Raw genomic sequence first — 21,709 nt, 5'->3', positions numbered from 1 at the left:
AAAAATATGGGCGCAACCTTTTCGGAATGTTTGTCAAGAGCGATTGTCCCCTCGTTCGGAGAGTACTTATCGCCCAATACCTTGTGTTTTTCAATTTTTCATAGAAGTTTTGACACTACCAAAATTATAGAGAGAAAATGTTGTTTTTAGGTATATATTCTATACCCAATGTACTTATGTGTATAAACATCAGTGATTTTAAATTTAGTGAAAAAATTAGATATATTAATAAAATAATTGAAAATTGAAGGAGCAAAATTATGTCAAGTATTTTTGAAATTGAATATCGTGGTTTAAATATTTTTGATGAGATTGGTGTCGTGGAAATAGCTATAGATAATGATTCTAAAGTGATCCATCTTTATGACCAGAATCAAGTTGTACCACCTGAGTATGACTTTTCTACTAAAAGTTATGTTGTGAATGATTCTTTTATTAATATGACAAAAGTATTGTATAACAAATATTTCTTTAGTAATAATCACGATAAAAATTTAAACGAGTGGGTGAAAGGAATTACATGGATTTTTTATATTCCTGGTAAGGTTTTTAAATTTGAGAATGGGGTAGTTAAGAAGATTATAGAAATACATAATGTGGAGAATTTATATGAGAAGTATGTCCTCAGAATATTATAAAGTTTATACTATATTGTTTTCATAAAATAGTATATTTCGACAAATTTTGCAGTGAGAAATAATAAATGGACATTCTTGAATATTCTTAAAAATGAAGGTTTTTCGCATTTGTATCACACTTTTTTCATCAGTTTTTATTTTAAAGAAAATTATTTGGATATTATTGTTATAGTTATCTTATAAAATATTAAACGGAGCATGGGAGGATTAGTTATGACAACAAAGGTTCCAATGACGAATGAAGCTGTGAAGTTAATTCGATTGAAGGAAAAGATGGATGAAATAATATTCAATGATATTGATACATCTCAAAATTGGGAAAGAGCCTATTTAAGTCTTGGTGAACTATTAGAACGTTTTGTAGACTATTATAATACTGCTGTGGCAAATGATGAGTCCCCTAAAGAAAATACATTTTGGATGATGTTTTTAGATATAAGTTCAAAACTAATTTTTTTCCATAGTCTTTCGTATTATAAAATGCAAACTGAAAAATCTGTTAAGGTAATTGAGGAAGTTAAAGAGTTATTTACAATTGCTGCAAATTGTATACCGAATGTACAAAAAATTGTTAATGCACAATTTTTAAATGAAATTGCAAGTAGCTATGAAGAATTAGAACTTTTGAATGTTAAAGAGGGATCATTTGAAAGAACGATATTAAATCAAAATAATAAACCTCAAACTTGTTTTGAGCATTTTTCGAAATTTGTTCAATTATTAAAAAAATAAAAGATTTAAGGTGAATCCGAAATGTCGGGTTCACTTTTTTTGTAATGAAACCTACGTAAATGAGAAGAATTGTTACGTTTTGTAACATGGTTATGTATTTTTGAACAAATTTTATTTAGTTAAAAGTTTCTAGAATAGCTGGAAAAATGCCTCTTTGTAAGGGATATGATGGTTTCGTATGTATGTTCGGTATTGTAAGTTTTTGGGTTTTTCATGTAAACTATTATAACATAAGGTGCAATTTAATTGTTTGATAATGGTTTGTTTTGAGGAGGTATGTTAATGGGTGTATTTGGCTGGCTTAATTTTAAAGAAGGATTACCATTATGGTGGTCATTTAAATTAAATAAAGGAACGGTACAACAAAAGGAAGAGATTTTTGAGAGTATTGCGAGAACTCGTGTGAATTTATTACAAGGGTGGACAAAGGATCGTTGGGCTTCTTTGGACACTCGAGCTTATGAAATCCTGAATATTGCACCGAATTACTTGAACCAATACTTAGTAGAATCTAAAAATAAGAGTACTTACTTTACGGAACTTTTTTTACTTAATAAAGATATTGAAGTATTTGCATCAAGTTTTCCAACACACATTGGGACAAGCTATAAAAATACACAAGTATATGAAAAAGCTGTAGCTTCAGTTTGGCAATCAGGTAAACCTCTTTTATATGGGCCATTTATTGATCCAATTACTTTAGATATTGGACCAAGAACATCGAAATTTCATGATGAAGTAACGCTTTTATTTTTACAACCAGTTTTTCGAGATAATGTAGTGCAATTTATTCTTGCTGCTCGAGTACCAAATGATGTAATTTCTGATTTGATTCAACGAGAAGCAGGCCATATTTATGAAGATTCTGGTGATAACTATTTATTTATGACAAAATCTGTTTTGGATCCTCTTATTCAACCTGGAACTGCCTTATCCCGCAGCCGTTTTGAAGATGAAACGTTTACTTTAGGAGAAAATTTAAAAGCGGGTGTTAACACAAAACATTGGGGAACGGTAAAAATAAAACGTCACACAGAATTTGAAATTCGATTTACAGACCCTGCTACTAAGGAGTTGCATCCAGGTGTTGCGAATACGATAAAAAACGGATCGAATTTATTTGTAGAGTTCCCAGGATATTCAGACTATCGTCACATACCAGTTATTGGGAAGGGTGTTACGTTCCAAATGCCCCACTGTCCGGACGTTTGGGGTATGATGTGTGAGGCGGACTTAGAAGAAGTGTATCGTACGCGTTCAATAGGCTTTCGATTAGGAATTAGTTTTATCTCATTTATGATGATGAATATTTTATTATTCCAAGTATTAAATGCATTTCATTTTCTTCATCCTTTAATCATTCTTGCAATTAATGTTATTTACGGAATTATAGGTACGTTTTATTTTACTAGGAAACGATTAAAACCAATTATCGATCGAATTAATAAAGTTACATCCATGATACAAACCATAGCAGAAGGAGAGGGAGACTTAACGATTCGAATCGATAAGTCACTACTTGAGAATGATGAAACCGGGGAAATGGGACGCTGGATTAATAATTTTGTAGATTCTCAAGCTTCCCTTATTCAGAAAGTTCAGAAATCTACTTCTGATGTACAATTAACGAACACCAACCTACAACAACAAACGAAAAACGTAGAATATAGTTCGAATGAGTTAATCGCTCAAATGGAAGAGATGTTTTTAACCATTCAACATCAGCTCGATGATGTTCGAAATGCTATGTTACAAGTTGATCAAATTAGTAAAACTATGGAACATATGGAACAGCAATCAACAGAACAATTATGTGCAGCGCAAGATCAAGTGGTTGGTATTGATGAGAAAATGAATGGAATTGTTGAAAAAGTTCGAGAAACGTTACATTTAACAGAGACCTTCATGGAATCTTCTACTAGTATTAGTAAAGTGGTAGTGACAATCAATGCAATTGCAGAACAAACGAATTTACTTGCTTTAAATGCATCCATTGAAGCAGCTAGAGCAGGGGAACATGGTAAAGGTTTTGCGGTTGTGGCTGAGGAAATACGAAAACTTGCTTTACAAACTAAGCATGCAACGGAAGAAATTGATGAAACATTACATTTAATCGAAAGTAACTCCAGATTAATTCAAAATGCCATTGAAAATAATAGTCAAGAAGTTGAAAAAGGTTCTGAGTATATTGGCGTTGTTAAAGAAGTATTATCTTCAATGACCAATGCACCTTCAAATCAAATTAATGTAACAGAACAAATGAGAGATATTATTCAAAATATTGCTGCAGGAAGCGAACAGAATGTAAGAGTTGTTGAAATTGTTGAGGATTCAATGAAACGAATGGTTGAATTAATAAGAGGTGCCCAACATGATACTGAACGAAGCTCTTTATTAGTTGGAACTTTGGCACAAACCGTATCAAAGTTTCATATTGACCAACAATAAAAAACTGGTGGAGAGAGATTAACTCTTCTTCACCAGTTTTATCATTTTTTAAAGGTCTTTAATTTATCATAAATTGCGGCCATCTTTTTCTCTTCGCCAGCTATGACAGGTTTATAAAATTCAAGGTTCACATTATCGGGTAAATATTGTTGGTCTACCCAACCACCAAATGTACCAATTGGATAGTCGTGGGGATATTTATAACCAACATGTCCTAATGTTTTTGCACCAGCGTAATGAGCGTCTTTTAAATGGGATGGGATATCACCAGTTTTCCCTTCATGGATTGCATTAATTGCTGCATCAAGGGCAGAGTAGGCAGAATTTGATTTGGGTGATAAACACATTTCAATCACCGCATTTGCTAATGGGATGCGAGCTTCTGGTAAACCTAAAACTTTAGCGGATTCACATGCAGCATAGACATGGGCACCTACAGAAGGGTTAGCAAGGCCGATATCTTCATATGCCATCACTAATAAACGTCTGCATACAGCAATTAAATCTCCATTTTCAAGCAAATGGGCTAAATAATAAAGTGCGGCATTTGTATCACTTCCACGAACAGATTTTTGCAGTGCAGAAAGTAAATTGTAGAAGTGGGAACCGCCTTTATCTCCATAAACCCCAATACGATTTGAAAGGTGTTCGATGGTTGAATCCACCACAATAGTTTCACCTTCCACTTCATCTGAAGCGTAATAGATTGATTCGAGCAATGTTAATGCTTTTCTTGCATCACCATTTGAAGCAAGTGCGATTCTTTCAATTTGGCTATCTGAAATTTTTATAGTATATTTTCCTAGTCCTCTCTCTTTATCTTGTAAAGCAACTGTAATGAGTTGGACGATATCTTTTTGCTCGTGACGTTTTAGCTGTAAAATTTCCCCGCAACGAGAACGAATTGCCGGGTTTACATCGTGAAAGGGATTTTCAGTAGTTGCCCCAATTAATACAATTGACCCATTTTCTACATGGGGAAGCAATGTATCTTGCTGTAGCTTGTTAAAACGATGAATTTCATCCAAAAAAAGTAGTACTTTACCTGAGATTCTTGCTTCTGTAACTATTTGTTCTACATCTTTTTTTCCAGCATGTGTTGCATTTAGAGCAAAAAATGGTAACTTTGAGCTGCCTGCAATCGCGTAGGCAATAGATGTTTTTCCTATGCCTGGCTCCCCATATAAAAGCATTGAAGGAACATGACCATTTTGAATCATTTTATATAAAGTTGTATGTTCTCCGATAATATGTTGTTGCCCAATGATTTCGGTAATATTGCGCGGACGCATTCGGAAAGCTAACGGTTCATTTTGCATTGTCGCAATCCTCCAAATATACTTTTTATTAATTAATATTAGCCCTTTTCCGAGTGGAATAAAAGGAGTTATGGTATACTTAAGCTAAATTATGGACAAAGAAACATGAGGTGTTATAATGAAAATTTCTACAAAGGGTAGATACGGACTAACGATTATGATTGAATTAGCGAAGCATTATGGTGAAGGACCTATTCCGTTAAGACAAATTGCTGCGGAAAAAGACTTATCGGAAGCTTATTTAGAACAATTAGTTTCACCACTTCGAATTGCTGGGTTAGTAAAAAGTGTTCGAGGAGCTTATGGTGGATATTTATTAGCAATACCACCTAGCAAGATTTCTGCTGCGGATGTAATTAAAGTGCTTGAAGGGCCAATTCAACCAGTAGAAGGTATTGAAAATGAAGAAGCGCCACAACAACAATTGTGGATGCGTATTCGAGATGCAGTTAAGCATGTTCTTGATACAACAACAATTGAAGATTTAGCAAAATACAATGATCCATCAGAAGTTGATGGTTATATGTTCTATATTTAACCTTATCAAAACGATTCAATTTAAAGGAGTAATATTTTCATGGAATTAATTTATCTAGACCATGCAGCGACTTCACCAATGCACCCCGAAGTAATAAAAGAGATGACGAAGGCTTTCGAAACGATTTTTGGAAATCCTTCAAGCATCCATACAGCAGGAAGACAAGCGCGAAAGGTTTTAGATGATGCTCGCACAACTCTAGCACGTGCAATCGGTGCTAAAGATAACGAGATTATTTTTACAAGTGGTGGTACGGAAGCTGATAATTCTGCAATTTTTGGAGTAAGTCAAGCCTTACAATCAAAAGGCAAACATATCATTACAACTCAAATTGAACATCATGCTGTATTACATGCATGTGAAAAACTTGAAAAAGATGGCTTTGAAGTTACCTACTTGCCTGTTGATGAAAGCGGTCGTATTTCAATTGATACATTTAAGAATGCGTTACGTGAAGATACAATTCTTGTAACAATTATGTATGGAAATAATGAAGTAGGCACGATCCAACCGATTGCAGAAATAGGTGAAATTTTAAAAGATCATCAAGCAATTTTTCATACAGATGCTGTTCAAGCTTTTGGAATTGAACGACTAAATGTTGAAGAGTTAAAAGTCGATTTATTAAGTGTATCAAGTCATAAATTGAACGGTCCTAAAGGGATTGGCTTCCTTTATCAAAGAACAGGTACGCCTTTGAATGCGACTTTTCTTGGTGGATCACAAGAGAAGAAAAGACGTGCAGGTACAGAAAATGTCCCTGCAGCAGTTGGGTTTGCAAAGGCAGTAGAAATTGCGCAAGCCGAAATGGAATCAAAACGCGAAAGTTATCAAAATTTCCGAGGGTTATTTTTATCAATTTTAGATGAAGAAAACATCGTGTACCATGTAAACGGTAACAGAGATAATTCTTTACAGCATGTATTAAATATCAGCTTTAAAGGAATGGATGTTGAATCGTTTTTAGTAAATTTAGATATGAATAATGTGTACGCTTCTAGTGGCTCTGCATGTACTGCAGGTTCAATAGATCCGTCTCACGTACTAGTTGCAATGTTTGGATCAGGAGCAGAAGAACTTCGCAATTCAATTCGTTTTAGTTTCGGACTTGGTTTAACTGAAGAGTTAGTGATAGAAGCAGCAAAACGTACTGCTAAAATAGTACAAAGACTTACGAATTAAAGTTAGAAAAGGTGAACGAGAATGGTAGAAACGAAAGACCCATCACAAATTCGTGTAGTTGTCGGAATGTCTGGTGGGGTAGATTCGTCAGTTGCTGCCTATTTGTTAAAACAACAAGGTTATGACGTAATCGGAATATTTATGAAAAACTGGGATGACACAGATGAATTTGGTGTATGTACAGCAACTGAAGATTACGAAGACGTAATTAAAGTTTGTAACCAAATTGGCATCCCTTATTATGCAGTAAACTTCGAAAAGCAATATTGGGATAAAGTATTTACTTATTTCCTTGAAGAATATAAAGCTGGCCGCACACCAAATCCGGATGTAATGTGCAATAAAGAGATAAAATTCAAAGCATTTTTAGAACATGCGATGAAATTAGGAGCAGATTACCTAGCTACAGGTCATTATGCTCGTGTGGAAGAATGTGATGGAGAAGTGCTGATGCTTCGTGGTATTGATAATAATAAAGACCAAACGTACTTTTTAAATCAATTATCCCAAGAGCAGTTAAAGCATGTTATGTTCCCAATTGGTCATATTGCGAAACCGGAAGTTCGAAAAATCGCGGAAGAAGCTGGTCTTGCAACGGCAAAGAAAAAAGATTCTACAGGTATTTGTTTTATTGGGGAGCGTAATTTTAAAGAATTTTTAAGTCAATATTTACCGGCTCAACCAGGCAAAATGGAAACCTTTGATGGACGTGTAATGGGTACTCACGATGGATTAATGTATTACACAATTGGTCAACGCCATGGCTTAGGTATTGGTGGCGATGGGGATCCATGGTTTGTACTTGGGAAAGATTTGAAGCGCAATGTGTTATATGTTGGACAAGGTTTCCATCATGATGCATTATACTCAACTTCTCTAAAAGCTGTTAAGATGAGCTTCACATCAAACAAACCGAAACCGTCTAAATTTAGCTGTACGGCAAAATTCCGTTATCGCCAAGAAGATTCACCTGTTGAAGTGGAACTTTTAGAAAATGGAACAGCTCATATTACATTTGCTGAACCTGTACGAGCAATCACTCCAGGTCAAGCAGTTGTATTATATGATGGGGAAGTTTGTCTTGGTGGCGGTACTATTGATGAAGTATTTAAAGAAAATGAAAAATTAACGTATGTTGGATAATTTATAGGCGGCCAATTTGGTCGTCTATCATTTTGATTTTGAGGTGTAAATTTAATGAACTTTAATGAAATCGGAATTAAAGCATTTCAAGAAAAACGATATGAAGATGCTGCAAAAGCTTTCACAGAAGCAATTGAAAACAATCCAGATGATGCCATTGGTTACGTGAATTTTGGGAATTTATTAGCGGCAATGAATGATGCAGAGAGAGCAGAACGTTTTTTCCAAAAAGCGATTACAATTGATGAAAGTACGGCTACTGCTTATTACGGTTTAGCAAATTTATATTATAATGCTGAGCGTTTTGTAGAAGCGGCAAAGCTTTATCAAAAATCAATTGAACATGGCATTCAAGGTGCAGATGCATATTATATGCTAGCAAAATCATTTGAAAAAGATGAAAAGCAAAAATTAGCCCTACCATATATGCAACGAGCAGCAGAGCTTGCACCTGGAGATTTACAAATAAGACTTTCCTATGGAATTTTACTTTGCACATTAGAAATGTTTGATTATGCAAAGACTGAACTTGAATTTGTGTTAGAAAAAGATCCGAAAAATGCGGATGCACATTATAATTTAGGTGTGTTATATGCAGTTTCAACTGACAATACGGAGGCGGCAATGCATCATTTGAAAGAAGCATTTACAATCGAACCAAAATTCGATCAAGCAAAATATATTTATGATATGGTAAGCCAACGTGTAAATTAAGTCGACCTTATTTTGAGGTAGGCTTTTTCTTTGTGAAGAGTAGTGAGGAAAAATTAGAACGAAACAAGGCGTATAACTTTTGTTTAGTATATACGCCTTCCTTTATTATTTATCTTTACAATAAGAAACGACATCCTGATAAGGTAGGTCTCCGCCAAAAATATCAAGTGCACTTCCAATTGTAACATGAAGTTTGCCATTTGATATTTTCTCGAATTTCTCTAAATCCTCTAATGACCGAACGCCACCAGCATAAGTAGTCGGAATTGACGTCCAATTTGCTAAATCTTGGACTAATTCTTCTTGCATACCACTACGTTTTCCTTCGACATCTACTGCGTGAATGAGCAATTCATCACAAAATTGTTCTATGTAAGGTATTGTTTTTTCATTAACTTCAAAGTCACTAAATTTTGTCCATTTATCTGTTACAACGAACCACTTTCCATCACGCTTGCGACAACTTAAATCAATTACTATATGCTCTTTACCTACTGCCTCAATTAGTTGTGTTAATCGTTCCATGTCCAATTTACCGTCATGGAAAATATATGATGTAACGATTACATGGGTTGCTCCAGCATCGATATATTTTTTTGCATTTTCAGCATTAATTCCGCCTCCAACTTGTAACCCATTTGGATACGTTTTTAAAGCCAGTAATGCAGCTTCTTCATTCCCAGGGCCAAGCATAATCACATGCCCACCTGTTAATTGATCCTCTCTAAACATATTTGCATAATAGGATGAATCTTTCTCAGAAATAAAGTTTTCAACTACTTCTTGGTTACTATGTCCTAAAGTGCTACCGACAATTTGTTTTACTTGCCCATTATGTAAATCGATACAAGGTCTAAATTCCATAACATTCACGAATCCCTTCTTTATCAATAACAGATTATACTCATCATATCATTAGGCATTAAAAATATCGAGTTTCCATTTAGGTGGGATTAAGTAAGACAGTGTCTCTTACATATGATAAAATCGAAATAAATTATGTACATAAAGGAGTTTGTAGGATGGCAGAAAACTATGATTTATTCGAAGTCAATAAGTTATTTATACTTGGCCGTCCAATTGTTTCTATTTTTCATAATGCAACAAATATGTACTCGATTGTTCGAGTTAAAATACAAGAAACGAATTTACAATATGATGATAAAGAAATAATTGTTGTTGGATATTTTCCGCCTTTAAATGAAGAAGAACTATATCGATTTACAGGTATTTTAAAAAATCATCCAAAGTACGGACAGCAATTTCAAGTTGAAACTTTTGTGAAAGAAGTACCTGCAACTGAACAAGGAATTATCCACTATTTATCGAGCGATTTGTTTCCGGGTGTTGGACGAAAAACTGCTGAAACGATTGTTCAAACATTAGGTCTAGATACATTTAAAAAAATATTAGAAGATCCAAATGCATTAGATGCTGTCCCTCGATTATCTAACGATAAGAAAGAACTTATTCGTCAAAATTTGGAACAAAACCTTGGCCTTGAAAGAGTAATGATCCAATTAAATGAGTGGGGTTTTGGACCACAATTGGCAATGAAGATTTATCAAACTTACCAAGAAGAAACCATTCAACTTCTTACGGAAAATCCTTATCGTTTAATTGAAGATGTTGAAGGGGTAGGGTTTGGCCGCGCGGATGAATTAGGAAGTAGACTAGGCATTACAGGAGCCCATCCAGATCGAATAAAAGCGGCAATCTTGCATATTTTAACGAATTCTGCACTTTCAGAAGGGCATGTTTACTTAGATGCGGAACATGTATTGCCGTTAGCAAAATCGATGCTAGAACAAAGCCAACGTGTTGATATTCCCTACGATAAAATTTCATCGGCAATCATAGAAATGCGGGAAGAAAGTAAAATATGTGGGGAAGAAACAAGGCTTTATTTACCATCCCTTTATTTTAGCGAAATTGGAATAGCATCGAAAATTTTAGAGTTACTTCAACAAAATGATAAACATCAACGATTTACGAATGACGAAATTCGAAAAGCAATTGGTGAAGTAGAAGAACGACTAGAGGTATCCTATGCAGAAACTCAAGCGAAAGCAATTGAGTGTGCTCTAAATTCCTCCATTATGATTTTAACTGGAGGTCCAGGTACAGGAAAGACAACTGTAATTCGTGGGTTAGTTGAGGCTTATGCTGAACTCCATGGACTTTCGTTAAATCCAAAAACCTACGCGCAAAAAGAAGAACCATTCCCAATTGTCCTTGCAGCCCCGACAGGAAGAGCTGCTAAACGTCTTGCCGAGTCAACAGAATTACCGGCAATGACAATTCATCGATTATTAGGGTTTAATGGTCAAGAAAAAGAGGAAGAAACAGATAGAGAAGTAGAAGGTAGACTTATTATCATTGATGAAATGTCTATGGTCGATACATGGTTAGCTCATCAGTTGTTAAAAAGTTTAAAAGAAGATGTTCAAGTAGTGTTAGTTGGAGACCAAGATCAATTACCACCAGTTGGACCTGGACAAGTTTTAAAAGATTTATTAGCTTCACAACAGGTACCAACTGTAGAACTAAAGGATGTTTATCGACAAGCAGAAGGTTCTACTATTATTGAATTAGCCCATCAAATTAAAAAGGGCAATATCCCTAATACATTAGCTGAAAAGACGACAGATCGCTCTTTTATTAAAGCTTCAGCAGAACAAGTAGCAAGTGTTGTCACACAAGTAGTGAAAAGTGCCATGTCAAAGGGACAATCAATACGAGATATCCAAGTATTAGCACCTATGTATAAAGGTCCTGCGGGAATTGATATGTTGAATAAACAGATTCAAGAACTAGTGAATCCCAATACAGATGGATCACGGAAAGAATTAGTCTTTGGCGATGTTGTCTATCGTATTGGGGATAAAGTGCTACAACTGGTGAATCAACCTGAAAGCAATATATTTAATGGTGATATGGGTGAAGTTATAGCCATTTTTAAAGCAAAGGAAACCATCGAAAAACAAGATCAATTAGTTGTCTCATATGATGGAAATGAGGTCACATACAACAGAGGAGACTTAAATCAAATTACTTTAGCGTACTGTTGCTCCATTCATAAATCTCAAGGTAGTGAGTATCAAACAGTTATCATGCCAATTGTTCGAAGCTATTCGAAAATGTTACGCCGAAACTTGCTATATACAGGGATTACTCGGGCTAAAAACTTTTTAATATTATGTGGAGATCCGGATGAATTTGCGAATGGTCTCTCAAAAACTGATGACTTGCAACGTTTCACCAGCTTAAAAGCGCGGTTAAATCCAATGCAAGAAGAGGCTGTTGAAATAGAAATTGTTCAAACAACTGAAAAGGAAGTATCGATTACATCTTCTAAAGAAGTACAACAAGAATCAATGTTTGTAGGAGATCAAATTATTGAACCTGTGTTAAATGCTGAAACGGCTCCATACATTCATCCGATGATTGGTATGAATGGGGTATCGCCTTATGATTTTATGGATGACGAACATTGATGAATTAATCCTGTGACAAATAGTATACTTTTCGTGCATATAGTTAGTAGATGAACAAAACGAAAGGTGGAAAAATTGGATTATTCTAATGCCCATCATGGTTCGCATCGATTTAGGACGATTACTGTTACGGGAAATGGAAAATTGGAGACAAAACCAGATTATGCAGAGCTGCAAATCGAAGTTAGAACAGAATCAAGAGATGTCTCTGAGGCACAAAGGCAAAATGCAGCAAAGATGAATCAAGTAATTCAATCATTATTAGCGTTAAATATTGATCGAAATGACATACAAACCTCGTTTTACAATGTTACTCCGGCTTATGATTACGTAGAAGGTAAGCGAATTTTTAGGGGTTATGAAGTAACAAATGCGATTACAGTTAAAATTCGCAATATCACTGAAGTAGGGGTTGTAATTGATACAGCGATAAAAAATGGGGCAAATGCGACTTCTCAACTTACGTTTAAATTGGAAAATGAAGAGAATTATTATAAAGGTGCTCTTCAATTAGCACTCCAAAACGCAAATGAGAAGGCTCAAGCTCTTGCAGTATCTTTACGATTATCCCATTTACCACTAGCAATTGAAATTGTGGAGGAAAGTGTTAGCGGGCCAATATTATATAAAACTGTTTCTATGTCAGCTGAAATGGGTTCGACTCCCATTGAACAAGGAACGATTATGATTGAGGCTACTCTTAGGGTGAAATATCAATATTAAACGGAGGAAACACTATGGCAAAGTACGAACAAAAAACAAAAGAAACTGATGCAAGTGTTATTGAATTTATTGAATCTGTAGATAGTCCTAAAAAACGTGAAGATGCTTATAAATTGTTGCAAATTTTCGAAGAGACATCGGGATTTGAAGCGAAGATGTGGGGCCCTAGTATTATTGGATTTGGATCGTATCATTACAAATATGAAACAGGTCATGAAGGAGACGCACCACTCGTAGGGTTTTCCCCTCGAAAAGCAAAAATAAGTCTTTATTTTGCAACGGGCGATACGGAAAGGGAAAATTTATTAGAGAAGTTTGGAAAACATACTACGGGAAAAGCTTGTGTATATATAAACAAGTTAGCGGATGTAGACATAGAGGTATTAAGATCTTTAATCACACAATCTATTAGGTTCTTACAAAAAATGTATCCTAATAATTGAAACTTTTAACATTTATTACACGTAATACTAACCATACAATTGTTAAGGGGTGTTGAATTTGTCTTTTTTCAATAAAATGCTAGCAAGTATTGGTGTAGGTTCAGCAAAAGTTGATACGAAACTAGAAAAATCAAGTTATGTAGCTGGGGAATTACTTCGTGGTGAAGTTGAAATTTACGGTGGTAATGTAGACCAGCAAATTGATGCTATCTACTTAACACTTTATACAACATACATTAAAGAAGTGGATGATAAAAAATATACTTCAAAAGCACCGATAGAAAAATTTAAAGTAAGTGAACCATTTACAATTAGTGCAAATGAAACGAAAATCATCCCATTTTCATTCCATTTACCAGTTGACTTACCAATCACTGTCGGAAGAACTAAAGTTTGGGTTGCAACAGAATTAGATATTCGTAGTGGGGTTGACTCGACAGATAAAGACTATATTGAAATTCGACCATCGAAAATCGCATCTAGAATTTTTGATGAAATTCAATCTCTAGGATTTAGACTTCGAGAAGCAGAATGTGAGCAAGCTTCTTATAAATATCGTAGCAAATACCCATTTATTCAAGAGTTTGAATTTGTTCCAGTTGGCGGCACGTTTAGAGGCCGTTTAGATGAGCTTGAAATAGTCTTTGTTTCTCAGTCAGAATCATCAGTAGATGTTATTATGCAAGTGGACCGTAAAGCCCGTGGGTTAGTAGGTTTCTTAGCGGAAGCATTAGATGCTGATGAAACACATGTACGTATGACGATTTCTCAATCAGATTTACATAATTTGGGGGAAATCTTAAGACAAACGATTGCAAGATACGCTTAAAACGATTTAAGGCTGGTTGTTAGGTCTAAACCTAAGAACTAGTCTTTTTATTTGTTTTCGGTTAATATAAAAGAATTCTATTGAATCTGATAACTATGGTGTACTGACATTAGTGTGGGGTTTACATTCGCAATAAACTTCTTAACTACAATGATTTTGCAGTAATTGGAGGATTAATATCTACATGAACAATCAACGTTGGCTCTCACAAAGCTACTTTATATTTTTCTTTACATGGGGCGTGTATTTACAATATTGGTCAGGTTGGCTTAGTGAAGCGAAAGGATTAACAGCATCCCAAGTTGGTTATATTATGGGAATTGGTCTGATTGCACGAGCAGTTGCAACTATGTTTGCATTTCCCTTTGCGACAAAATTTTTGAGTGGGAAAAAATTAATCCTTGTTTTAGTTGTTGCCTCCCTTGTTGTTACACTATTATATTTACCGGCGAATTCTTTTGAAACAATATTAATGATTACGTTTTTATTTAGTTTAAATTATCCCGCATTGTTACCCGCGATAGAAAACAGTGCAACAACACTTATGCAAACTAGCCAAATTAATTATGGGAAAAGCCGTTCTTATGGGTCGATTGGTTTTGTCATTGCAGTTTTAATTATAAGTTTCATCGTTGGTATTGCTGGGGAAAGAGCAATCTTATGGTGCATGATTGCATTTCTTTCTATTATGCTCTTGATGCAAACACTTCCTACGCCAGCTGTGTTATTAGTAAAACCTACAGCAGAGGACCGTGGAAAATCCTCCTCCATGATAGGTTTATTTAAAATAAAGGGATTTTCAATTATTCTATTAGTAGTGGTTTTACTACAAGGCTCAATGGCATCCTATTACAATTATAGTTATTTATATTTACAACAATATTTAGATGTTAATCCTTTATATATTGGGATTATCCTTAATATAGCTGTTATCTCTGAGATTATTTACTTATTGAAAGCTGATCGATTTGGGCATTGGAAAACTTCTAAATTATTAATTGTTGCAGGCATTGCTTCAACAGTTCGATGGATAATGATTTTCGTATTTCCAAATGTTTGGGCATTTATTATCTCTCAAACTTTGCATTCATTGTCCTTTGCGATGGCTCATTTTGCTTTTATCCAGTACATCTCAAAAACATTACCAAAACAACAGCTATCAAATGCTCAAGGTGTTTATTCCGCATTAGGAATGAGTTTAAGTGCTGCACTGTTAACTTTGTTTGGTGGTTTTTTATACGAAATTCAACCGGGTCTTTCGTTTTTAGGCATGATTGTATTTACGATCCCTGCTGTGTTAATCATTTATGCCACTAGGAAAAAATATCAATATTAAAAGAGAGAGTCTGGGACAAAACAAAAAAATCAACATTTCTCTTAAATAGAAATGTTGATTTTTTTGATGTGGGGAAAGTTGATTTCCATTCCGTGTGGACGCTTTCCGCGGGCATGGCCTCAACTAATTTTTGCCGTCTATGGCCGGCAAAAATGGATTTTCGGCTCATGCTATTCCCGCAGGAGTCAGCCACACTCCATTCCAATCAACTTTTTCTAAATAATAGATTTTCATTACTAATATTTCTAAATAAATTTAAAAGAACACTTTTTGTCCCAAACTTTTATTTATATTAAAATTTTAAGACAAAGCTTTGTTCCTGAGGTGATTGCGTCACTTATTATCTGTGACGAAAGCGTAAGCGTCAGTCACAAAGTGTTCGTCTCAAAATGCTTTTCAGACGGACTCTTCTGTTTGTTTTTTTCGTTGTGTGAATCCTTTTACTACTAAGCCGATTGAAATAACGATAATGACGAGAATTGCTTCAAATGTAAAAATTTCTGTTTTTGTTTGAAAAAACTGATCTACATAAGCATCTTTGACAATCATTTTTGCTGCAGTCCATGCTAGAACCGCTGCACCAGCAACAATAATAATTGGAAATCGTTCCATTAAACGAGTAACTATTGTGCTTCCCCACACAACAATTGGTATAGAAATAAGTAATCCAATGGCAACTAGTAGCATATCGCCTTGAGCTGCTCCTGCTACTGCGATAATATTATCCATACCCATTAATAAATCTGCTAACAGGATGGTGCCAATTGCTCCTAGAAAAGTCTTTTTTCCTGGGTTGACATTTACTTCTTCTTCAGTAAGTAATAATTTATAAGATATATATACTAACAATATGCCCCCGACCAGAAGTAGTCCATCATACTGTAATAATTGAACTGCAATTAATGTTAAGGCAATTCGAATCGCAATCGCCCCAGCTGTTCCCCAAATAATGATGGCTTTTTGTTGTTTACGCGGTAAGTTTTTTGCGACAAGACCAATTAATAATGCATTATCACCTGCAAGAACCAGATCAATAAAAATAATCGACATTAGCGCTGTAAAAAATTCTACAGATAAAATCTCCAATATTACCACACCCTTTCTATTTTTATACTGTTAGATGTGACATTATATGTTGTCCAAATTATTTTAGAAGCTAGTTATAATTGACAGGGCAGTTGCATTCTCATATAATTTACAACAGAATAAATTAAAACGATGATGGAAAAAGTAAGTTTAAACAAGCGTTGAAGAAAGAGATTCCATAGGCTGCAAGAATCTTACGTCGAGTTTTAACTGAATGCTACTCCAGAGTGCAGCTAATCCCTGCCGTTCACTTACGTTACAGTGCTTGAGATATAAGTTGGCTTATATATATTTGGCTAGCCGATTTATAAATTAGGGTGGTACCGCGAGATTACGTCCTCGTCCCTTCATGGGATGGGGGCTTTTTTATTTTGTTTACAAGATAGGCGGATATTTTAATATTTTGGCGGATAACATTCAACGAAAACTATACTTACACCATCATTGAACGCAATTTTAGGAGGATATAATTAATGAAGGCATCAGAAATACGCAAAAAGTATTTAGAATTTTTCATTGAAAAAGGACATGCACAAGAACCATCCGCACCACTTGTTCCAATTAACGACCCATCTCTACTTTGGATTAACTCAGGTGTTGCAACACTTAAGAAATATTTTGATGGACGCGTTATTCCAGATAATCCACGAATTACAAATGCGCAAAAATCAATCCGTACAAACGATATTGAAAATGTAGGGAAAACTGCTCGTCACCATACGTTCTTCGAAATGCTAGGGAACTTCTCAATTGGCGATTACTTTAAAAAAGAAGCCATTCATTTTGCTTGGGAATATTTAACTGACCCTAAATGGATGGGCTTTGATCCAGAAAAGTTATCGATCACACTACATCCTGAAGACCAAGAAGCGTACGACGTTTGGAAAAATGAAATTGGTATTCCGGAAGATCGTTTAATTCGTATTGAAGGGAACTTCTGGGATATTGGAGAAGGTCCATCTGGTCCAAACTCAGAAATCTTCTACGATCGTGGTCCTGAATATGGTAATGATGAAAACGACCCTGAATTATATCCAGGTGGGGAAAATGAACGTTATTTAGAAGTATGGAACTTAGTATTTTCTCAATTTAACCATAATCCTGATGGAACGTATACACCACTACCAAAACAAAACATCGATACAGGTATGGGATTAGAACGTATGGCATCTGTTGTACAAAACGTTCCTACAAACTTTGATACAGACTTGTTTATGCCAATCATCGAGAAGATTGAAGAATTTGCTAACCGTAAATATATGCGTCCAGGGGAAATTGATTTAAAAGAAATTTTTGGTAGTGAAGAAGATGTAAACACACCATTCAAAGTAATTGCAGACCATATTCGTACAGTTGCATTTGCAATCGGTGACGGTGCACTTCCTTCAAATGAAGGTCGTGGATATGTATTACGTCGTTTACTTCGCCGCGCAGTACGTTATGCAAAACAAATCGGAATTGAAAAACCATTTATGTTTGAATTAGTTCCAACTGTTGGCGAAATTATGCAAGATTTCTACCCAGAAGTAAAAGAGAAAACAGAATTTATCCAACGTGTGATTAAAAATGAAGAAAATCGTTTCCATGAAACATTAGATGGTGGTTTAGCAATCCTTTCTGAAGTTATCGAAAAAGAAAAGGCAGCTGGACTAAACACAATTCCAGGTAGCGATGCATTCCGTTTATATGACACATATGGTTTCCCAGTAGAGTTAACAGAAGAATATGCAGCAGAAGCTGGTATGACAGTTGACCTTGAAGGATTTGAAGCAGCAATGGAAGAACAACGTGAACGTGCTCGGAATGCTCGTGCTGATGTTGATTCAATGCAAGTTCAATCTGAAGTGTTAGCAAATATTACAGTAGAATCAAACTTTGTAGGATATGACACATTAGAAACTGAAACAAAAGTAGTTGCTATGGTTGGTAATGGTCAAAATATTGAAGTAGCTTCTGAAGGGGAAGAAGTTCTAGTAATTTTAGCTGAAACTCCATTCTACGCTGAAATGGGTGGACAAGTAGCTGACCATGGTACGATTGTAAATGATACATGTAAAGCATTTGTGAAAGACGTACAAAAAGCACCAAATGGACAATCCCTTCATACTATTACAATTGAATCAGGTGAATTACATTTAAACGATTTTGTAACAGCAACAGTTGATCGTGATGAACGTAACTTAATTGTGAAAAACCATACAGCAACTCATATCATGCAACGCGCATTAAAAGATGTTTTAGGTGAACACGTTAACCAAGCAGGTTCTTATGTTGGACCAGATCGTCTACGTTTTGACTTCTCTCACTTCGGACCAGCTACTAAAGAAGAGTTGGAGAAAATTGAACGTATTGTAAACGAAAAAATCTGGGAAGATATTAAAGTAGTCATTGAAGAAATGCCAATCGCACAAGCAAAAGAAATGGGTGCAATGGCGTTATTCGGTGAGAAATATGGAGATATTGTACGTGTAGTTCAAGTAAGTGATTATTCTGTTGAGCTTTGTGGTGGTATCCATGTAGGAAGTACTTCTGAAATTGGTTTATTTAAAATTGTTTCAGAAGGCGGTATTGGTGCAGGAACTCGCCGTATCGAAGCTGTTACTGGTAAAGCAGCATATGAAGCTGTAAAAGAAGAACAACGCATTTTAGAAGAAACTGCTGCTCTATTAAAAGCAAACCCGAAAGATTTAGTTTTACGAGTTGAAAATCTACAACAAGAATTAAAAGAACAACAACGTGAAAATGCTTCACTATCACAAAAAATTGCCAATGCACAAAGTAGCGCAGTTTTAGATGCAGCGCAAAAAATTGGCGATGTAACAGTATTGTCAACACGTGTTGATGCTAAAGATAACAATCAACTTCGTCAAATGATGGATGATTTAAAAGAAAAACTTCAATCTGCAGTTATCGTACTTGGTGCAGTTGATGGCGAAAAAGTAATGTTATGTGCTGGAGTGACAAAAGATTTAGTAGGTGGAAACTTCCATGCTGGAAACATTGTTAAAACAGTAGCAGAAGCTTGTGGCGGTAAAGGTGGCGGTCGTCCTGATATGGCGATGGCAGGCGCTAAAGATGCATCAAAACTTGAAGAAGCACTATCTTCTGTGTATGATTACGTTAAATCAATCTAATAATATTTGAAATTATTGGTTAGAAATAACTGTTGATTATTTGATTGAAGCATATAATCGGTTATAATAAAGAAAATGGAGATGTGAGATTCAACTCTATATTTCTGAAAGCGAGGTGCTGGTCTTGAGTTCGTTTGATAAAACAATGAAATTTAGTTTTCCCGAAGAATCAATGGAACAAGAAGTAAAGCAAGTGATGTTGAAGGTGTACTCTTCACTAGAAGAGAAAGGGTATAACCCTACTAATCAAATTGTAGGTTATCTTTTATCTGGTGATCCGGCATACATCCCTCGCCATCAGGATGCACGAAACTTAATACGCAAGCTCGAACGCGATGAAATTCTAGAAGAGCTCGTAAAATTTTATATTAGGAAGAATAACGAGGCATAATATTAACATGAGAGTAATGGGATTAGACGTTGGTTCAAAAACAGTCGGTGTAGCTATAAGTGATGCACTAGGCTGGACAGCGCAAGGTATCGAAACCGTTAAGATTAACGAAGAAACTGGCGATTTTGGTATTGAACGTATAAAAGAACTAGTGAAGGAATATTCTATTACAGAATTTGTAGTAGGATATCCAAAAAATATGAATAACACTGTCGGACCTCGTGGTGAAGCTTCTGAGAATTATAAAAAATTACTAGAAGAAACATTTAACTTACCAGTAAAATTGTGGGACGAACGGTTAACGACAATGGCTGCGGAGCGAATGCTTATTGAAGCTGATGTTAGCCGAAAAAAACGTAAAAAAGTCATTGATAAAATGGCTGCAGTAATGATCTTACAAGGATATCTAGATAGTAAAAATTAATTTTTAAACTAATAGAACTCCATAAGAACTATAACTATTTTGATGAGGTGACCATCTATGGGACATGAACACGAAGAACGACACATTACAATTGTAGACGAAAATGGCAATGAGCAACTATGTGAGGTTATCGACACATTCTATTCAGAACAATTCGGTAAATCATATGTTTTATATTCATTAGTTGGTGCAGAAGAAGATGAAGATGGTCAAATCGAAATTTTCGCTTCATCATTTGTTCCTTCTGAAAACGGTGAAGATGGAGAGTTAGAGCCAATCGAAACTGAAGAAGAATGGGATATAATTGAAGACTTCTTAAATTCTCTTGAAGATGAATTTGATGAAGAAGAGTAAAAATTAAATTTTTGAACATATTAGGTAGGCACAAGCATTGCCTACCTTTTATTTTTTTGGAGGTGTTAGTGTGGACGAGCAATTTTTCACAGTACAATTAGAGGATGGTTCAGAACAACGATGTAAAGTGATTTTCACTTTTGATTCAGATGAACATTCATATGTCCTTTATTCCTTAGTGAATGATAACAATGAAGAAAGTGGAGACATCTCTGCTCTGAAATATGAGTTAGATGAAAATGGCAACATGACGAACTTCACTGACATTGAATCTGAGGAAGAATGGGATATGGTCGATGAAGTAATGAATACGTTAATTGCTGAGTTTGATGGGGCTGAAGATTTCTTTACAATTTCTTCCGAAGATGATGAAGAGATAGTTTGCGAAGTGTTGCATCGATTTAAAATTGAAAAATACAATAAATCGTATATATTGTATGCTTATGCAGATCAAGAGGAAATTAACGAAATATTTGCTGCCGCATACATTGCTGGAGAAAAGGGAGAAGTGTTAGAACTTCTACCAATTGAAACCGATGAAGAATGGCAGTATGTTGAGAAAGAACTAGCTTCTTTAAATAATCAATAATAGTGAAAGTTCTGTGCTATGGCCTTGTGTCATAGCACTTTTTATTTTGAATTTGGTAACATTACCTTGAAGAACTAAACAACTGTGTATCTGGTTATGGTGCAGACAAAACCTGACACAAAGCAGATTCGCATCGAAATAGTGAAATGTTGCACCTGTCGCTACGCTTTCGGTGCAGATACAACACGC

20 protein-coding genes and 1 other annotated feature are annotated in these 21,709 nt (G+C 35.2%); of the genes, 17 read left to right on the top strand and 3 right to left on the bottom strand.

Annotated elements, in window-relative coordinates:
* Nucleotides 1-260 precede the first annotated feature (260 nt).
* The 3 genes from D8M03_RS03980 (at nucleotide 261) to D8M03_RS03970 (ending at nucleotide 3,818) form a co-directional block, all read left to right on the top strand.
* A complete protein-coding gene (locus D8M03_RS03980) occupies nucleotides 261-638 on the top strand; it encodes an aminopeptidase (RefSeq protein ID WP_121213391.1) in 378 nt (125 codons plus the stop codon).
* Nucleotides 639-851: 213 nt separating this feature from the next.
* Entirely contained in the window at nucleotides 852-1,370 is a 519-nt protein-coding gene (locus D8M03_RS03975) for a hypothetical protein (RefSeq protein ID WP_121213389.1), read from the top strand.
* Between the two features lie 282 nt (nucleotides 1,371-1,652).
* A complete protein-coding gene (locus D8M03_RS03970; RefSeq protein ID WP_121213387.1) occupies nucleotides 1,653-3,818 on the top strand; it encodes a methyl-accepting chemotaxis protein in 2,166 nt (721 codons plus the stop codon).
* Between the two features lie 41 nt (nucleotides 3,819-3,859).
* Here D8M03_RS03970 and D8M03_RS03965 read toward each other — a convergent pair whose 3' ends face one another.
* Entirely contained in the window at nucleotides 3,860-5,137 is a 1,278-nt protein-coding gene (locus D8M03_RS03965) for a replication-associated recombination protein A (RefSeq protein ID WP_121213385.1), read from the bottom strand.
* Between the two features lie 118 nt (nucleotides 5,138-5,255).
* On the opposite strand from D8M03_RS03965, the gene cymR reads away from it, so the two are divergent.
* From cymR to D8M03_RS03945, 4 genes are read left to right on the top strand one after another with little or no spacing between them, the layout of a single operon-like run.
* The gene (cymR, locus tag D8M03_RS03960) at nucleotides 5,256-5,675 is read left to right on the top strand and encodes a cysteine metabolism transcriptional regulator CymR (RefSeq protein ID WP_121213383.1); all 420 of its coding nucleotides are present in this window, start codon (nucleotides 5,256-5,258) and stop codon (nucleotides 5,673-5,675) included.
* Nucleotides 5,676-5,714: 39 nt separating this feature from the next.
* Nucleotides 5,715-6,857, top strand: coding sequence for a cysteine desulfurase family protein (locus tag D8M03_RS03955; protein ID WP_121213382.1), 1,143 nt, complete (start codon nucleotides 5,715-5,717; stop codon nucleotides 6,855-6,857).
* Between the two features lie 21 nt (nucleotides 6,858-6,878).
* The gene (gene mnmA / locus D8M03_RS03950; RefSeq protein ID WP_121213380.1) at nucleotides 6,879-8,000 is read left to right on the top strand and encodes a tRNA 2-thiouridine(34) synthase MnmA; all 1,122 of its coding nucleotides are present in this window, start codon (nucleotides 6,879-6,881) and stop codon (nucleotides 7,998-8,000) included.
* Nucleotides 8,001-8,054: 54 nt separating this feature from the next.
* Complete coding sequence (locus D8M03_RS03945) at nucleotides 8,055-8,714, top strand: tetratricopeptide repeat protein (RefSeq protein WP_121213378.1); 660 nt, start codon at nucleotides 8,055-8,057, stop codon at nucleotides 8,712-8,714.
* A 105-nt stretch (nucleotides 8,715-8,819) separates the two neighbouring features.
* Here the strand turns inward: D8M03_RS03945 and hisA are convergent, their stop codons facing one another.
* Nucleotides 8,820-9,578, bottom strand: coding sequence for a phosphoribosylformimino-5-aminoimidazole carboxamide ribotide isomerase (gene hisA / locus D8M03_RS03940; RefSeq protein WP_121213402.1), 759 nt, complete (start codon nucleotides 9,576-9,578; stop codon nucleotides 8,820-8,822).
* Nucleotides 9,579-9,736: 158 nt separating this feature from the next.
* Between hisA and recD2 the strand changes: the two genes are divergently transcribed.
* The 5 genes from recD2 to D8M03_RS03915 all read left to right on the top strand — a co-directional run bounded on the left by recD2 (nucleotide 9,737) and on the right by D8M03_RS03915 (nucleotide 15,542).
* A complete protein-coding gene (gene recD2, locus D8M03_RS03935) occupies nucleotides 9,737-12,211 on the top strand; it encodes an SF1B family DNA helicase RecD2 (protein ID WP_121213376.1) in 2,475 nt (824 codons plus the stop codon).
* 75 nt (nucleotides 12,212-12,286) lie between these two features.
* Complete coding sequence (locus D8M03_RS03930; protein WP_121213374.1) at nucleotides 12,287-12,934, top strand: SIMPL domain-containing protein; 648 nt, start codon at nucleotides 12,287-12,289, stop codon at nucleotides 12,932-12,934.
* A gap of 14 nt (nucleotides 12,935-12,948) precedes the next feature.
* Entirely contained in the window at nucleotides 12,949-13,377 is a 429-nt protein-coding gene (locus tag D8M03_RS03925) for a DUF1801 domain-containing protein (protein ID WP_121213372.1), read from the top strand.
* 58 nt (nucleotides 13,378-13,435) lie between these two features.
* Entirely contained in the window at nucleotides 13,436-14,206 is a 771-nt protein-coding gene (locus tag D8M03_RS03920; RefSeq protein ID WP_121213370.1) for a sporulation protein, read from the top strand.
* Nucleotides 14,207-14,390: 184 nt separating this feature from the next.
* The gene (locus D8M03_RS03915; RefSeq protein ID WP_121213368.1) at nucleotides 14,391-15,542 is read left to right on the top strand and encodes an MFS transporter; all 1,152 of its coding nucleotides are present in this window, start codon (nucleotides 14,391-14,393) and stop codon (nucleotides 15,540-15,542) included.
* A 396-nt stretch (nucleotides 15,543-15,938) separates the two neighbouring features.
* Here D8M03_RS03915 and D8M03_RS03910 read toward each other — a convergent pair whose 3' ends face one another.
* Nucleotides 15,939-16,628, bottom strand: coding sequence for a TerC family protein (locus D8M03_RS03910; RefSeq protein ID WP_121213367.1), 690 nt, complete (start codon nucleotides 16,626-16,628; stop codon nucleotides 15,939-15,941).
* Between the two features lie 123 nt (nucleotides 16,629-16,751).
* Nucleotides 16,752-16,978 (top strand) — a binding site (T-box leader).
* A 123-nt stretch (nucleotides 16,979-17,101) separates the two neighbouring features.
* Between D8M03_RS03910 and alaS the strand changes: the two genes are divergently transcribed.
* From alaS to D8M03_RS03885, 5 genes are all read left to right on the top strand, one after another.
* Nucleotides 17,102-19,762 (top strand): alanine--tRNA ligase, encoded by a 2,661-nt coding sequence (gene alaS / locus D8M03_RS03905; protein ID WP_121213366.1) that lies wholly within the window; start codon nucleotides 17,102-17,104, stop codon nucleotides 19,760-19,762.
* Nucleotides 19,763-19,886: 124 nt separating this feature from the next.
* On the top strand, nucleotides 19,887-20,153 hold the full coding sequence (locus D8M03_RS03900; protein ID WP_036176121.1) for an IreB family regulatory phosphoprotein: 267 nt from the start codon (nucleotides 19,887-19,889) through the stop codon (nucleotides 20,151-20,153).
* 7 nt (nucleotides 20,154-20,160) lie between these two features.
* A complete protein-coding gene (gene ruvX / locus D8M03_RS03895) occupies nucleotides 20,161-20,577 on the top strand; it encodes a Holliday junction resolvase RuvX (RefSeq protein WP_097072701.1) in 417 nt (138 codons plus the stop codon).
* A gap of 57 nt (nucleotides 20,578-20,634) precedes the next feature.
* The gene (locus D8M03_RS03890) at nucleotides 20,635-20,931 is read left to right on the top strand and encodes a DUF1292 domain-containing protein (protein WP_121213365.1); all 297 of its coding nucleotides are present in this window, start codon (nucleotides 20,635-20,637) and stop codon (nucleotides 20,929-20,931) included.
* A gap of 70 nt (nucleotides 20,932-21,001) precedes the next feature.
* Nucleotides 21,002-21,520, top strand: coding sequence for a DUF1292 domain-containing protein (locus D8M03_RS03885; protein WP_121213364.1), 519 nt, complete (start codon nucleotides 21,002-21,004; stop codon nucleotides 21,518-21,520).
* The last annotated feature ends 189 nt before the right edge of the window (nucleotides 21,521-21,709 follow it).

This window comes from Ureibacillus endophyticus (genome assembly GCF_003628435.1).
Lineage (GTDB): Bacteria > Bacillota > Bacilli > Bacillales_A > Planococcaceae > Ureibacillus > Ureibacillus endophyticus.
The sequence above is the reverse complement of the archived record's forward strand: the minus strand, read 5'-3'. Positions and strand labels throughout refer to the sequence as shown.